The sequence below is a fragment of the Nocardioides sp. LML1-1-1.1 genome (genome assembly GCF_040676175.1).
Lineage (GTDB): Bacteria > Actinomycetota > Actinomycetes > Propionibacteriales > Nocardioidaceae > Nocardioides.
Genome location: NZ_JBEGHK010000006.1, coordinates 292,451 through 305,938, shown reverse-complemented (window position 1 = coordinate 305,938; position 13,488 = coordinate 292,451). Strand labels below are relative to the sequence as shown.

Here is a 13,488-nt window from a genome sequence, read left to right as displayed (position 1 = left end):
CTCACCCGTCGTGCAGCGGCGAGTTGTGGTAGTAGAACTCGCCGGGCGCGGCGCCGTCGGCCAGGTCCGGCCGCGGCGGGAAGAAGGGCTTGTCGGTGGGCATGCTGGCGATGATGCCGCTCAGCCGGCTGACCCGGCGGCTCTGCAACGAGTCCCAGTGCGCGTCGTAGCGCTCCAGCAGGGTGGTCACCTTGCCGTTCATGCCGGTGACGATCTGCTCCGCCGTGGTGGCGGTGAACTCCTCGGTCTTGCCCAGCTCGACGCCCTTCTCGGCGAAGCCGATCATCGTGCTGGTCACGCTCAGCGCCTCCTCGACGGACTCGGGGAGCTTGAAGACACCGAGCAGCTCGGCGACGTTGCTGGCGATCATCAAGATCGTGGACAGCTCGGCGACGCCGCTGTGCTGGCCGGGCCGAGCGAGCAGCTGGGACTTGAGCGCGTCGCGGGTCGTGCAGACGGTGTTCATCAGGCTGTGCTGGGCGGACTTGACGATGCCGCCGGCGGCCGCGGAGATCACCCCGCAGGCCTTGGCGACGAAGATCTGGTTCTCCCGCGCGGCACCGAACCGGTCGACGTAGCCGGTCTGGAAGGCCTCTGCGGTGCTCCCCCAGAACTGCTCGATGCCCAGGTCGAGCGCGGTCGACAGCTCCTCGGGCACGGTCGTGCTCAGCGCGTCGGCGACGTCGGTCTTGAGCCGCTCCGCACCGGTGACGAAGGTCGCCGCGATCGGCTGGGTGATGTCGTCGACCCGGCCGCGCAGGCTGGAGAACTCGCCGCTCGCCCAGGTCGAGGCCGTCTCCACCAGGCCCTGCAGGTGCTGCTCGACACCGTCGGCCCAGCCCTGGGTCGCGAGCGAGGCCGGTTGGCGGATGGAGAAGTTGAACGGGTAGGTCCAGCCCAGCCGGATGCTGATGGTGTCGGTCGGTCCGTAGACCTCGTTGGGGCTCGGGTACGTCGCGTCGCTCTCCAGGTAGTCGACGGCGAGGTCGAGGTAGCGCAGCTCGGCGGCCAGCTTCATGCTCTCGTTGACCGCGTCCCAGAAGCCGGTGGGGTCCCAGGGGGTCTCGTTGGCGTTGTCTCCCATGGTCGTCCCCTCAGTCCGTGCTGCCGTAGTCGCCGTCGGACCCGCCCGAACCGCCGTCGTCGTCGGGCAGGTCGACGTCCGGACCGTCCCGGTCGGGCAGCTCGTCCAGCTCCGGCGGGGTCTCCGAGGGCGGGATGTAGGGCAGCGGGTCGTCGGCGTTCGGGGGGTCCGGGATCGTCGGCGGACCACCGGTGAAGTCGGTCTGGTCGTCGAGGTCGCGGATCCGCTGGTTGAACGCCTCCTGCGCCTCGCGGTCGGTGCCGGCGTAGTCGAGCGCGATCTGGGACAGCGCGGTGCCGCAGTCGCGCACGCTGATCGTGGTGGTGCGCAGCGCGACCTGCAGGTCGTCGATCAGCTCGGCGAGCCCGGTGAGCGCGGGCGGGTTGCCGGCGGCCGGCCCCTGGCCCTGCACGTAGGTCGCCGTGGTGTGGGTCGTCCACGTCATCGCGGAGTAGCGCTGCGCGATGCCGGGCATCTCGATCTGGCCGGCCTTGTAGAGGGAGTAGAGCGCCGCGCCGAAGCCGGGGCCGTGACCCACGTCCGGCAGACCCGAGCTCGGGTCGTAGGTCGCCAGGTCGTTGTCGTCGTAGCCGTCGGCCACGGTGTCCTCCCGAGATCGGATGCGGAGAGTGGAGCAGGAGTGGGTGCCCCCTCACCGTCCCCGGACGCGGCCGCGGCAAACAACGTTATTGTCGGGACACACGACGAAGGGGGAGCACCCGTGCCACGTCTCGGGTTCCGCGCGCTGCGCATCCTCGGCACCGGCGCGGTGGTGCCGGACGAGGCCGTGACCAGCGCCGCGATGGACGAGCGGCTCGGCCTCGCGCCGGGCACGGTCGAGGCCAGGACCGGCGTCCGGGTGCGCTACGTCGAGCGCGGCTCCGCCGCCGACCTGGGCGCCCGCGCAGCCCGCAAGGCCGTCGCCGCGGCCGGCCTGGACCTCGACGACGTGGACGTGATCATCGGCGCCAGCGGCACCCCCGACCAGCCGCTGCCGTGCAACGCCGCGCTCATGCACGAGGCCCTCGCGCCCGGGCGGCCGATCCCCGCGTGGGACGTCAACGCCAGCTGCATGAGCTTCCTGGTCGCGCTCGACCTCGCCGCGACCCTGGTCACCGCCGGCCGCTACCGCCACGTCCTCATCGTCTCCAGCGACCTGGCCTCGGTCGGGCTGGACTGGTCGGACCTGGGCGCGTCCGGGATCTTCGGCGACGGCGCCGCCGCGGCCGTGGTGGGCCCGGCCGGTGACACCGGCTCCGGCGTGCTGTCGGCCGGCTTCGAGACCTACAGCGAGGGCGCGCACACCTGCGAGATCCGCGGCGGCGGCTCGCGCTGGGCGCCCGACCGGGTCGAGGGCGACTACGCCGAGTGGGGGCGCTTCCGGATGGACGGCGGCGCCGTCTTCCGGCTCGCCTTCAAGCACCTGCCGCGCTTCGTCGACGAGCTGCTCGACGAGGCCGGGCTCGCGATGGCGGACCTGCCGGTCGTCGTGCCCCACCAGGCGAGCCACCACGGGCTCGACTGGGTGCGCCAGCAGTTCGGCGTCGAGGACCGCCTCGTCGACATCTACGCCGACCACGGCAACCAGGTCGCGGCCTCGCTCCCGTCCGCGCTGCACGCCGCGATCGAGAGCGGCCGGCTGCGCCGGGGCGACCACGCCCTGCTGCTCGGCACCGGTGCCGGGATCAGCCTGGGCGGAGTGGTGCTGTGCTACTGACCGACCAGCCCGAGGTCACCTTCCACTGGCTGCGCGTGGGCCACTGCAAGGGCCCGGAGGCGATGGCCCGCCAGGGTGGCCGGCTGCGCCTGATCGAGTTCCCGTCGTACGTCGGCGCGCTGCACCACCCACGGCACGGGTGGACGCTCTTCGACACCGGCTACTCCCAGCACTTCTTCGACGCGACCCGCCGGCTGCCGGAGTGGCTCTACCGCAGCACCCTGCCGGTGACCCTGCCCGAGGCGGAGCACCTGCCGCGACAGCTCGCAGCGCTCGACATCGACCCGGCCGACGTACGACGGATCGTGGTGTCGCACTTCCACGGCGACCACGTCGGCGGCCTCCTCGACCACCCGCGGGCGCGGATCGTCGCGGGTGCGTCCGGCGCGGAGCACGCGCTCTCGCTGCGCGGCCTCACCGCGACCCGGCACGCCATCCTGCCCGCCCTGCTGCCCGACGACCTGCGCGAGCGGCTCGACCCGGTCGAGTCCTTCGCCCGCGCCGACGTGGCCGGCCTGACCGCGTGGGACCTGCTCGGCGACCGGAGCCTGCTGGCGGTGGACCTGCCCGGGCACATGCCGGGGCACCTTGGCCTGCTCTTCACCTCCGGCGGCCGGCAGGTGCTGCTGGTCGGGGACGCGGCCTGGACGACCCGCTCCTACAAGGACCTCAAGCCGCCGTCCCGCCTGGCGAAGAACGTCATGCACGACTGGCCGACCACGCTCTCCACGCTCGCGGCGCTGCACGCGCTCGACGCCGCGCACCCCGACCTGCTGATCCTCCCGGCGCACTGCCCCGAGGGTCACGCGGCCTGGTACGCCGGAGCCTGAGTTGGCCGGTTCCCAGGCGGCGGTGGCCGCCGCGTTCGCCCGCGAGCGCTGGCTCCTCCCCCACCGTTACGACGCCGCGCGCACCCGCGCCCTCGACCGCTTCCTGCGCGAGGACCTGCCCCGGGCGTCCTTCTACGCAGGCTTCGCGGGCCGGCCCCTGGCGCAGCTGCCGATCGTCGACAAGCGCACCGTGCTGGCCGACTTCGCGGCGTTCAACCGCTACGGGATCACCCTCGACCAGGCGCTGTCGGTGGCCGAGGCCGCCGAGCGCTCCCGCGACTTCACCGACACCCTGCCCGGTGGAGTGACGGTGGGGCTGTCCTCCGGCACGACCGGCACCCGCGGCGTCTTCCTGGTCTCGGAGGAGGAGAGCCGGCTGTGGGCGGGCATCCTGCTCGGGCAGATGATGGCGCCCGCCTCGCTGCGCGTGCTCGCCCGCCGGCCGCTGCGGGTCGCGCTCTTCCTGCGCGCCAACAGCAACCTCTACGAGACCCTCGACAGCCGACGGGTGCGCTTCTCCTGGCACGACCTGACCGTGCCGGTCGAGGACCACCTGCCCGACCTGCCCGGCACCGACGTGCTCGTCGCGCCGGCCAGCGTGCTGCGCCGGATCGCCGAGGCGAAGCCGGTGGGGCTGCGGCCGGTGCAGGTGATCTCGGTCGCCGAGACCCTCGACCCCGAGGACGAGGCGGTGATCAGCAGCGCCTTCGGCCGGCCGGTCGAGCAGATCTACCAGGCCACCGAGGGGCTGCTCGCGGTCAGCTGTCCCGCCGGGCGGCTGCACCTCAACGAGGGGCACGTCCACATCGAGCCGGAGTGGCTGGACCACCGGCGCTTCCGGCCGCTGGTCACCGACTTCACCCGCACCACCCAGTACGTCGTCCGGCACCGGCTCGACGACGTCCTGCTCGCCGCGCCGGGACCCTGCCCCTGCGGACGGCCGGGCCGCAGCATCGCCGCCGTGCTCGGGCGGGCCGACGACGTGCTGGTGCTCGGCGACGTCCCGGTCTACCCGGACGTGCTGCGGCACGCCGTCGCGCTGGCCGGCGAGCTCGGCGACTACCGGATCGAGCAGCACGGCACCGAGTGGCGGATCGCCGTCACCGGTCTCCCGGCGGGGATCCCCCGGGTCGCGGTGGAGGTCGAGCGGCTGGCGGCGCGGCTGCGGGCGCAGCCGCCCACCGTCGTGCCGATGGGGTGGCCGGTGGAGGCGCCGGACCAGAAGCGGCGACGGATCAGGAGGGTGTCATGAGGGTGCTGGTGACCGGCGCGTCCGGCTTCGTCGGCGGGCGGACCGTCGCGCTGGCGAAGGAGGCCGGCCACGAGGTGTTCGGCATCGGCCGGCGCCGGCTGGACCGGCCCGACTACGCCAGCGTCGACCTCGGCCGGACCGCGCCGGAGGAGCTGCCGCAGCTGCCCTGGCGGCCCGATGCGGTGATCCACTGCGCGGCCCGCGCGACGCCGTACGCCAAGCGGGCAGACTACGACCGCGACAACGTCGTCGCCACGCAGACCGTCCTCGACTGGTGCGCGGCGCTGGGCGACCCGCGGCTGGTGCACGTGTCGTCGTCCTCGGTGCTCTACCGCGACGGCGACCAGCTCGACCTCACCGAGGACACCCCGCTGCCCGCCACCTTCGCCAACGACTACGCCCGCACCAAGGCCGCCTCGGAGCGGCTCGTGCGCACCTACGCCGGCCCCTGGGTGATCGGGCGCCCGCGCGCGGTCTTCGGCCCCGAGGACACCGTGCTCTTCCCGCGCATCATCGCCGCCGCCAAGGCGGGCCGCATCCCGCGGCTGACCGGGCGCACCGAGCCCGCCGTCGGCGACCTCGTCTATGTCGACAACCTGGCCGACCACCTGCTCCAGCTCGCCGCACGGCCCGAGCTCACCGGGGTCTACCACCTCACCAACGCCGAGCCGGTGGAGATCCAGGCGCTGTTGCTCGACGTGATCGCCCGGCTCGGCTTCGACCCGCCGTCGCGGGAGGTCAGCCTGACCACCGCGATGCGCGCGGCGGGCGTGCTGGAGCGGGTCTGGCGGGTGCTGCACCTGCCGGGCGAGCCGCCCATCACGCCCTACGGCGTGGGGGTGCTGAGCTGGTCCAAGACGTTCGTGCCCGACAAGATGCTGCGCGACCTCGGCCCGCCCCGGATCTCCGTCGCCGAGGGCGTGGACGCCTTCGTGACCTGGCAGAAGGAGCGGCTGTGAGCCGCGGCCTGACCGCCGCCGCGGTGGGCTACCTGGGCCTGCAGGGAGCGAAGGCCGCGGTGACGCTGCGCAACGCGGCACAGGCGCCGCCCGCCACCGAGCCCGGCGACATCGGCAAGGTCGTCGTCGTGCAGCCGATCCTGTCCGGCGACCCCGGACTGGAGGACGCGCTGCGCGACAACCTGCTCTCCCTCGACGGCGCCCGCTTCTGCTGGCTGGTCGACGAGGACGACGCCGAGGCGCAGCGGGTCGTCGCGCGGATCGGCCCGGTCGAGCGGCTCGAGGTGCGCCTCTGCCCGCCCGCACCGGAGGGGGTCAACCCCAAGCTCGCCAAGCTGCAGCCCGCCCTCGACGCGGCGGCCGGCGACGAGGTCCTCCTCGTGCTCGACGACGACACCCGGCTGCCCCGGGCCAGCCTCGGCGCTCTGCTCGGCGGGTTGGAGCGAGCGACGCTGGCGACCGGCCTGCCGGCGTACCTGCCGGGGAGCAACGTGTGGGCGCGGCTGGTCGAGCAGTTCGTCGACAACAACGCCGCGATGACCTACCTGACGTTGGCCCCCGTGACGATCAACGGGATGACCTGGGCGATGCGGGTCGCCGACCTGCGCGCGATCGGCGGGTTCACCCCACTGATGCGCCACCTGACCGACGACCTGGCCGTCGCGGGCGCGGTGCTCGCCAGCGGCGGCACGATCTGCCAGACCGCCTCGCCCCAGTGGCTCACCACCACGATCGACGGACCCGGTCACTACACCCGGCTGATGCACCGCTGGATGCTCTTCGCCAACCTGCTGCTGCGCCGCCAGCCGGCGCGCACCGTCGCCGCGATCAGCCTCCTGCACGGCGTGCACCCGAACCTGCTCGCGCTGGTCCTCGCCGGCTCCGTGCGCGAACGGCGGCTGCTGCCGCTCGTCGCCGTGCTCGGCGGCCGCGCGCTGCTGCTGCGGCACGTGCAGCGGAGGATCTACGGCCGCCCCCTGCACCGGCCCGGCGTCTCGCTCGCCTCCGAGCTGGTCCAGCCGCTGCACCTCGGGCACGGCGCCGTGCAGCGCACCATCCAGTGGCGCACCCGCACCTACCGGGTGCGCGCCGACGACGACTTCGAGGCCGTGCGATGAGGCTCCAGGTGCTCTACCTGACCGGCCAGAGCGACCCGCGCAGCTGCGCGCTGTCCCCCGTCCAGGACGCCTTCCTCGACGCGCTGCCGGTCCCGGAGGCCGCGAAGATCCGGCTCAACTTCCCCTACGACGGCGCACTGGCGCCTCCCCATGGATCGGAGTGGCGGAAGGTGCCGATCTGGCTCGGCAGCCTGCGCCACCTCGTGCTCTTCGTGCGGATCCGGCTGCTGATGACCGGCTGGGCCGCACGGCACCGGCCCGGGGTCGAGGCGCAGCTGGCCCGCGCCGAGCACACCCTCGTCCTGGCCGGCTCGATCGGGCTCGACCTGCTCGGCCGGCTGGACCTGCCGCGCGAGGTGCTCGACCGGCTGACCGTGGTCGCCTACGGCGCGGTCGCGACCCGGCCGCCGCGGTGCCGGACCATCCGGGTCGCCAGCAGCAGCGACCACCTGGCCCGCTGGTGGCCGCGCGACGTGGAGGTCCGCTCGGGACACCTGGACTACCTCGACTCCCCCGAGCTGGCCGCCCTGTGCCACCGGCTCGCGACGGAGCTCGGCGAGGACGCCGCGTGAGGGTCGACCTCGTCGCACCGCCCATGGCCGGGCACCTCCACCCGGTCCTCGGCATCGCCGCCCGGCTCACCGCGGAGCCCGGCCTGGAGGTGCGGGTGATCAGCACGGCGCGTGCGCTGGCGGTCACCGAGGCCTCCGGGGTGCGCGGGGTCGCGCTGCTCGAGGGCGCGGACGAGGTGATCGAGACGGTGGTCGACCCGCCGTACCGGATCGGCAGCCACCCGCGGAAGCTGCTGCGGCAGTTCCACGCCGCAGTCGGCCTCCAGCGCGACTTCCAGGCCGAGCTGCTGGAGCTGTGGCGCCCGGCGCCGCCGGACCTGGTGATCGCGGACTTCACCATGGGCGCGGTCGGTCCCGCCGCCGACGCGGTCGGGGCACCGTGGTGGACGGTCCACCCCTCGCCGTGCGCGATCGAGGGGCGGAGCGGCCCGCCGTCGTACCTCGGTGGGTGGCGGCCGGGTCGCACCCCGCTCGGCCGGGCCCGCGACGCCGTCGGCCGGCGCTGGGTGCGTGCCTTCAAGCGGGTCGCGCCGCGGCTGGCCGGCGTCCGGCTGGCCGACGTCGGCCTGCCCCGGATCTACCGCGCCGACGGCTCGGAGGCGATCTACTCCGCCGAGCGGGTCTTCGCGCTGACGCCGGGGGCGGTGGAGTACGAGCGCGACCTCCCGCCCGCCGTCCGGTACGCCGGCCCGGTGCTCTTCACCCCGCCCACCGACGCCGCTCCGCCGGACCTCGACCCGCGCCACCGGCACGTGCTGATCACCGCCGGCACCCACCTGCCCTGGCACAAGCAGGCGCTCCTGGCGGCGGCCGCGCGCGCCGTCGCCACGCTGCCCGACGACGTCCGGGTGCACGTGAGCCTGGGCTCGCCCGTGGCGGTGGCGCCGCCGGACGGGGTGGTCGTGCACGACTACGTCAGCTACGCCCGCGACCTGGCCCGCTTCGACGCGGTCGTCCACCACGGTGGGGCGGGCGTCCTCGGGCACACCCTGGCGGCCGGCCTGCCGGCGGTGGTGTGGCCGGTCGACTACGACCAGTACGACCACGCCGTGCGCCTGGAGGACGCCGGCGTGGCGGTCCGGACGCGGCGGGGCGAGGACCTCGGGGCCCTCGTGGCACGGGTGCTCGACGAGCCGTCGTACCGCTCGGCGGCGGCGGGGATCGCCGCCCGGATCGCCGCCGAGCCGGCCGTGGAGACGATCGCCGCCGAGGTGCGGGCCCGGCTCGGCTGACACCACGGGTTATCGGATTCGGCTACGAAGACGCCACGATCGCGGGATCATGCGCCCATGGACATGGGGCATCCGTCGAGTGCGCGCGCCCACCTCGACGCGCTGATCGCCACGACCGCGCCCGACCCGCTCCCGGCCGACCAGGCCATCGCGCTGCTGCAGCTGCTGGGCGAGACGGACGCGGCGGTCCTCGGGAGACTCGCCTACCACGCACTGACCGGAGTGGACCCGGGCGAGGGCGATCCCGCCCCGCCCGCCGAGGTCGTGCCGGGCTTCCCGCCGTTCGCGGCCGAGGTGCTGATGCGCGCGATCTCCGGCCCCGACCACCGGCGGCCGACGGCCCAGGCGCTGCTGATCGTGCTGGACACGGTGCCGGCCGCGTCGTGGCCGAGCGCCGCGCCGGTGGAGCTCGCACCCGAGCCGGAGCCGGTCGCCGAGGTCGAGCCGGAACCGGAGCCCGAGCCGGTCGCCGAGCCCGAGCCGGCCCTGGAGCCCGAGCCCGAGCGAGAGCCCGAGCGAGAGCCCGAGCCGGAGCCGGTCGTCGAGCGGGTCGAGCACGACGAGTTCCGCAGCCTGCTCACCCCGTCGCGCACGGTCCCCCGCTTCGACCCGTTGACGGACCCGCTGACCGACCCCTGGGTCCCCGACGACGCCGACGACCTCCCGCCCCTCGACCTGTCCCGCGTCACCGGGACCGCGTACGTCCGGGTCGAGCCGGTCCGCGAGCCCGCCCCCGAGCCGGAGCCGGAGCCGAACCCGGAGCCCGTCGCCGCGGTCGAGCCGGAGCCCGATCCGGACGTCGAGCCGGACGTCGAGCCGGACGTCGAGGCAGACATCGAGCCGGACGTCGAGGCAGAGGACGATGGCCGGGGCATGCACGACGAGTTCCGCAACTTCGTCTCACCGACCTTCGCGGTCCCGCACTTCGAGCCGCTCGAGGGCGAGCTGCCGGCCGGCAGCGACCGGGTCCGCCGCCGACGTACGCGCGGCCGGGACAAGGCCCGCGCCGAGAAGGCCGCCCGGCGCGCCGCGAAGGCCGCGCCGCAACCGGCCGAGGAGGCCGCACCCGTCGAGGAGCCGAAGGCGGCCGAGGAGGCCAAGAAGCCGAAGAGGACCAAGCAGCCCAAGCCGGAGAAGGTCGCCTACGACGCCTCCTCCGACGACCGCCACCAGACCCTGCTGCTCGTCGCGGTGATCGTGGTGCTGGTCGTGCTGGGCGTGGTCTACGCGGCGTCGCGGGACTCCGACGACGGCGGCGACGACAACGACTCGCCTCAGGGAGCCAGCCGGTCGATGGTCCAGCCGGCCTCGGTGGCGGTGTAGCGCAGCCGGTCGTGCATGCGGCCGGGCCGGCCCTGCCAGAACTCGAAGCGGTCCGGCACGACGCGGTAGCCGCCCCACTCCGGCGGCACCGGCACGTCCTGCGCGGCGAAGCGCTCCTCGACCTCGCGGTAGCGCACGTCGAGCTCGTCGCGCCCGGCCACGACCTGCGACTGCGGCGAGGCCCAGGCGCCGACCTGGGAGCCGCGCGGGCGGGAGGCGAAGTAGGCCGCGACATCCTCCTCCGACAGCGGTACGGCGACCCCCTCCACCCGCACCTGGCGCTCCAGCGGGTGCCACGGGAAGAGCAGGGCACAGCCGGCGTGCACGGCCAGGGCGGCGCCCTTGCGGGAGGCGGTGTTGGTGAAGAAGCGGAAGCCGTCCGGCCCGACGCCCTTGAGCAGGACGGTGCGCGCGGAGGGCCGGCCGTCGGCGTCGACGGTCGCGACCACCATCGCGTTCGGCTCGTGCAGCCCGGCCGCCACGGCGTCGTCGAACCACCGGCGCCACTGGGCCCACGGGTCGGGGTCGGCGCTCAGCTCGTCGAGCCCGGCGACGCCGTACTCGGCCCGGAGGGTGGCGAGGTCGGGACTCTGCTCGGCGTCGGGCATGCGTCCAACCTAGGGGACGCGGGGGCGGCCCCGAGAGCGTGCGGCAGAATGCGAGTGGCCTGCGGGCCCGCCGGGTGTCCGGCGGACCCCCCACGCAACGAAGGAGTCGCCGATGCCTGAGGTACACCACGGACTGGAGGGCGTCGTCGCCTTCGAGACCCAGATCGCGGAGCCGGACAAGGAAGGCTCGGCGCTGCGCTACCGCGGCGTCGACATCGAGGACCTGGCCGGCCGCGTCCCGTTCGAGAACGTGTGGGGTCTGCTGATCGACGGCTCGTTCACCCCCGGCCTGCCGCCGGCGGAGGCCTTCAGCCTGCCGGTGCACACCGGTGACGTCCGGGTGGACGTCCAGGCAGCCATCGCGATGCTCGCGCCGGCGTTCGGCTTCGGCCAGAGCTACGACATCACCGACGAGCAGGCCCGCGCCGACCTCGCCCGGGTCGCCGTCATGGTGCTGTCGTACGCCGGCCAGTCGGCCCGCGACCTCCACCTGCCCGTCGTACCGCAGAAGACGGTGGACGAGGGCAGGACCCTGGCCGAGAAGTTCCTCATCCGCTGGCGCGGCGAGGCGGACCCCAAGCACGCGCACGCGATCGACGCCTACTGGTCGTCCGCGGCCGAGCACGGCATGAACGCCTCGACCTTCACCGCGCGGGTGATTACCTCCACCGGCGCCGACGTCGCGGCCGCCTTCTCCGGCGCCATCGGCGCGATGAGCGGTCCGCTGCACGGCGGCGCCCCCTCCCGCGTGCTCGGCATGATCGAGGAGGTCGAGAAGTCCGGCGACGCCCGGGCCTACGTCAAGGGCCTGCTCGACTCCGGCGAGCGACTGATGGGCTTCGGCCACCGGGTCTACCGGGCCGAGGACCCGCGGGCGCGCGTGCTGCGCCGCACGGCCAAGGAGCTGGGCGCCGCCCGCTACGAGGTCGCCGAGGCGCTGGAGCAGGCCGCGCTGGCCGAGCTCCGCGAGCGCCGGCCGGACCGGGTGCTGGAGACGAACGTGGAGTTCTGGGCGGCGATCGTCCTCGACTTCGCCGAGGTGCCGGCCAACATGTTCACCTCGATGTTCACCTGCGCCCGCACCGGCGGCTGGTCGGCGCACATCCTCGAGCAGAAGCGCACCGGGCGCCTGATCCGCCCCTCGGCCGTCTACACCGGGCCGTCGACCCGCCCCGCGAGCGACATCGAGGGCTGGAACGCCGACTGGGCGAAGTGAGCCTCGTACTCACGCGGACGTAGTTGATGGGAGGGATGCCGAAAGGCGCCCCTCCCATCACTTCTCTCACAGGGGTCACATCGTGTCCTTCCGGCTACGAGCCCTGTGGACAGAGATCCCGGAGCGCGACGGTTCCGGGTGAGACTCGGGGGCATGTCCGTGGCCGAGGAGCTCGCCCGCCTGGGTGGCGTCGCCTCGCGTGCCAGCCTGCTCCGGCTGACGACCCGGGCCGAGGTGGACGCCGCGCTGCGGGCGGGCGAGGTCGTCCGGCTCGCCCGCGGCCGCTACGCCATGCCCACCACTGACGGCGCCCGCGCCGCCGCGCACGCACTCAGCGGCGTGCTCTGCCTGACCAGTGCCGCGCTGCACTGGGGCTGGGCCGTCAAGCTCCCACCCGAGCGGCCCCAGGTCGCGGTGCCGCGTCGGCGCGTGGTCGCACCGGAGCGGACACGCCGGGTCGAGCTGCGCCGCCTCGACCTCCGCCCGGACGACGTCGTCGACGGCGTCACCAGTCGTGACCGGACCCTGGTCGACTGCCTGCGCCACCTCCCGTACGACGCCGCACTGGCCGTCGCCGACTCCGCCCTGCGCGAGGGTCACTCACCGACCCGGCTCCAGGCGCTGGTCCGCGACGCCCGCGGACCCCACGCGGTGCGCATGCGGCAGGTGGCCTCGCGGGCCAACCCCGACGCGGCCAACCCGTTCGAGTCGGTGCTGCGCGCGATCGCGCTCGGGGTGCCCGGCCTCGACGTCCGCCCGCAGGTGTCCGTGCGCGTGCCCGCGCCCGGCGGCGGCACGACCTTCCTCGGCCGCGCCGACCTGGTCGACGAGGGGCTCGGGATCGTCCTGGAGGCGGACTCGTTCGCCTGGCACGGCGACCGCGCCGCCCTGCGTTCGGACGCCCGGCGCTACAACGCGTTCGCCGCCCACGGCTGGCTCGTGCTGCGGTTCAGCTGGGAGGACGTGATGTTCGAGCAGGAACGGGTGCGCGCGACGCTCACAGCCGCCCGGCGTACCAGGACGTGTGCCCCTGCCCCGCGCCCCGCGTGAGCGAGACGTGCAGGTGGTCGCGGTGGCGCAGGGTGGGCGAGCAGCGGGCCAGCGTGCGGCACGACGACGACAGGTAGGGGCGCGGCTGGAAGCCGTCCCACGCGGAGTAGATCCGGTCGTTCCAGATCAGGTACATGATGCCCATCCGCCGGGCCAGGGCGTCCGGGTTGCCGGCGCCGTCGGTGGCGAAGAGCGCGAGCATCAGCCGCGCGACCCGGAGCCGGTCCGCCGGACGCCGTACGTCGGCTGCCCAGTCGAACGCGCGCCCCTCCTGGTGCTCGGAGCGGCTGCCGCCGCAGGCCCGGGAGATGCCGATCAGCCGGCCGCCGTAGCGGCCCACGGTCCAGCGGGCGAGGACCTGCGTGCCGGGCTTCGCGGCGGGGGCGCAGCGCGTGGCGGGCTGGTACGGCGCGTAGGCCTCGATCGGCGCCCGCGACCAGGCGGCGGCGGGGACGAGGAGGGTGGTGGCGACGAGGGCGGCGAGCAGGCGGCGTACGACCATGACCGGTGCTCATCGGCGGTCCGGC

Annotated in this window: 14 protein-coding genes; 10 read left to right on the top strand and 4 right to left on the bottom strand. The window is 74.4% G+C overall.

What is annotated here, in order from left to right:
- Position 1 precedes the first annotated feature (1 nt).
- A complete protein-coding gene (locus MRBLML1_RS20675; protein ID WP_364519579.1) occupies positions 2 to 1,084 on the bottom strand; it encodes a hypothetical protein in 1,083 nt (360 codons plus the stop codon).
- Positions 1,085 to 1,094: 10 nt separating this feature from the next.
- A complete protein-coding gene (locus tag MRBLML1_RS20670) occupies positions 1,095 to 1,685 on the bottom strand; it encodes a hypothetical protein (protein WP_364519577.1) in 591 nt (196 codons plus the stop codon).
- Between the two features lie 120 nt (positions 1,686 to 1,805).
- Between MRBLML1_RS20670 and MRBLML1_RS20665 the strand changes: the two genes are divergently transcribed.
- From MRBLML1_RS20665 to MRBLML1_RS20630, 8 genes are read left to right on the top strand one after another with little or no spacing between them, the layout of a single operon-like run.
- Complete coding sequence (locus MRBLML1_RS20665; RefSeq protein ID WP_364519575.1) at positions 1,806 to 2,801, top strand: 3-oxoacyl-[acyl-carrier-protein] synthase III C-terminal domain-containing protein; 996 nt, start codon at positions 1,806 to 1,808, stop codon at positions 2,799 to 2,801.
- On the top strand, positions 2,792 to 3,631 hold the full coding sequence (locus MRBLML1_RS20660) for an MBL fold metallo-hydrolase (RefSeq protein ID WP_364519573.1): 840 nt from the start codon (positions 2,792 to 2,794) through the stop codon (positions 3,629 to 3,631). The genes MRBLML1_RS20665 and MRBLML1_RS20660 overlap by 10 nt, the downstream gene beginning before the upstream one ends.
- Before the next feature lies 1 nt (position 3,632).
- Positions 3,633 to 4,883, top strand: a complete 1,251-nt coding sequence (locus MRBLML1_RS20655) for a F390 synthetase-related protein (RefSeq protein ID WP_364519571.1) — start codon at positions 3,633 to 3,635, stop codon at positions 4,881 to 4,883.
- Positions 4,880 to 5,842, top strand: coding sequence for an NAD-dependent epimerase/dehydratase family protein (locus MRBLML1_RS20650; RefSeq protein WP_364519569.1), 963 nt, complete (start codon positions 4,880 to 4,882; stop codon positions 5,840 to 5,842). The genes MRBLML1_RS20655 and MRBLML1_RS20650 overlap by 4 nt, the downstream gene beginning before the upstream one ends.
- The gene (locus tag MRBLML1_RS20645; protein WP_364519567.1) at positions 5,839 to 6,960 is read left to right on the top strand and encodes a glycosyltransferase; all 1,122 of its coding nucleotides are present in this window, start codon (positions 5,839 to 5,841) and stop codon (positions 6,958 to 6,960) included. Before MRBLML1_RS20650 ends, MRBLML1_RS20645 begins: the two co-directional genes overlap by 4 nt.
- Complete coding sequence (locus MRBLML1_RS20640; RefSeq protein WP_364519565.1) at positions 6,957 to 7,532, top strand: hypothetical protein; 576 nt, start codon at positions 6,957 to 6,959, stop codon at positions 7,530 to 7,532. Before MRBLML1_RS20645 ends, MRBLML1_RS20640 begins: the two co-directional genes overlap by 4 nt.
- Positions 7,529 to 8,764, top strand: coding sequence for a glycosyltransferase (locus MRBLML1_RS20635; RefSeq protein ID WP_364519563.1), 1,236 nt, complete (start codon positions 7,529 to 7,531; stop codon positions 8,762 to 8,764). The genes MRBLML1_RS20640 and MRBLML1_RS20635 overlap by 4 nt, the downstream gene beginning before the upstream one ends.
- Before the next feature lie 57 nt (positions 8,765 to 8,821).
- Positions 8,822 to 10,087 carry a hypothetical protein gene (locus MRBLML1_RS20630; RefSeq protein ID WP_364519561.1) on the top strand — a complete coding sequence of 422 codons (1,266 nt, stop codon included), beginning with the start codon at positions 8,822 to 8,824 and terminating at the stop codon, positions 10,085 to 10,087.
- On the opposite strand, the gene pdxH is transcribed toward MRBLML1_RS20630, so the two are convergent.
- A complete protein-coding gene (gene pdxH, locus MRBLML1_RS20625) occupies positions 10,039 to 10,695 on the bottom strand; it encodes a pyridoxamine 5'-phosphate oxidase (RefSeq protein WP_364519559.1) in 657 nt (218 codons plus the stop codon). The genes MRBLML1_RS20630 and pdxH overlap by 49 nt on opposite strands.
- Before the next feature lie 112 nt (positions 10,696 to 10,807).
- Here pdxH and MRBLML1_RS20620 point away from each other — a divergent pair, with 112 nt between their 5' ends.
- The gene (locus MRBLML1_RS20620) at positions 10,808 to 11,911 is read left to right on the top strand and encodes a citrate synthase 2 (protein ID WP_364519557.1); all 1,104 of its coding nucleotides are present in this window, start codon (positions 10,808 to 10,810) and stop codon (positions 11,909 to 11,911) included.
- Between the two features lie 153 nt (positions 11,912 to 12,064).
- Positions 12,065 to 12,961, top strand: a complete 897-nt coding sequence (locus tag MRBLML1_RS20615) for a DUF559 domain-containing protein (RefSeq protein ID WP_364519555.1) — start codon at positions 12,065 to 12,067, stop codon at positions 12,959 to 12,961.
- Here the strand turns inward: MRBLML1_RS20615 and MRBLML1_RS20610 are convergent.
- Positions 12,909 to 13,463 (bottom strand): hypothetical protein, encoded by a 555-nt coding sequence (locus tag MRBLML1_RS20610; protein ID WP_364519553.1) that lies wholly within the window; start codon positions 13,461 to 13,463, stop codon positions 12,909 to 12,911. The genes MRBLML1_RS20615 and MRBLML1_RS20610 overlap by 53 nt on opposite strands.
- Positions 13,464 to 13,488: the final 25 nt, after the last annotated feature.

Coding starts and splice junctions, on each gene's coding strand:
- MRBLML1_RS20675 (WP_364519579.1), bottom strand. CDS start 1,084: ATGGGAGACAACGCCAACGAGACCCCCTGGGACCCCACCGGCTTCTGG.
- MRBLML1_RS20650 (WP_364519569.1), top strand. CDS start 4,880: ATGAGGGTGCTGGTGACCGGCGCGTCCGGCTTCGTCGGCGGGCGGACC.
- MRBLML1_RS20640 (WP_364519565.1), top strand. CDS start 6,957: ATGAGGCTCCAGGTGCTCTACCTGACCGGCCAGAGCGACCCGCGCAGC.
- MRBLML1_RS20630 (WP_364519561.1), top strand. CDS start 8,822: ATGGACATGGGGCATCCGTCGAGTGCGCGCGCCCACCTCGACGCGCTG.
- pdxH (WP_364519559.1), bottom strand. CDS start 10,695: ATGCCCGACGCCGAGCAGAGTCCCGACCTCGCCACCCTCCGGGCCGAG.
- MRBLML1_RS20620 (WP_364519557.1), top strand. CDS start 10,808: ATGCCTGAGGTACACCACGGACTGGAGGGCGTCGTCGCCTTCGAGACC.
- MRBLML1_RS20615 (WP_364519555.1), top strand. CDS start 12,065: ATGTCCGTGGCCGAGGAGCTCGCCCGCCTGGGTGGCGTCGCCTCGCGT.
- MRBLML1_RS20610 (WP_364519553.1), bottom strand. CDS start 13,463: ATGGTCGTACGCCGCCTGCTCGCCGCCCTCGTCGCCACCACCCTCCTC.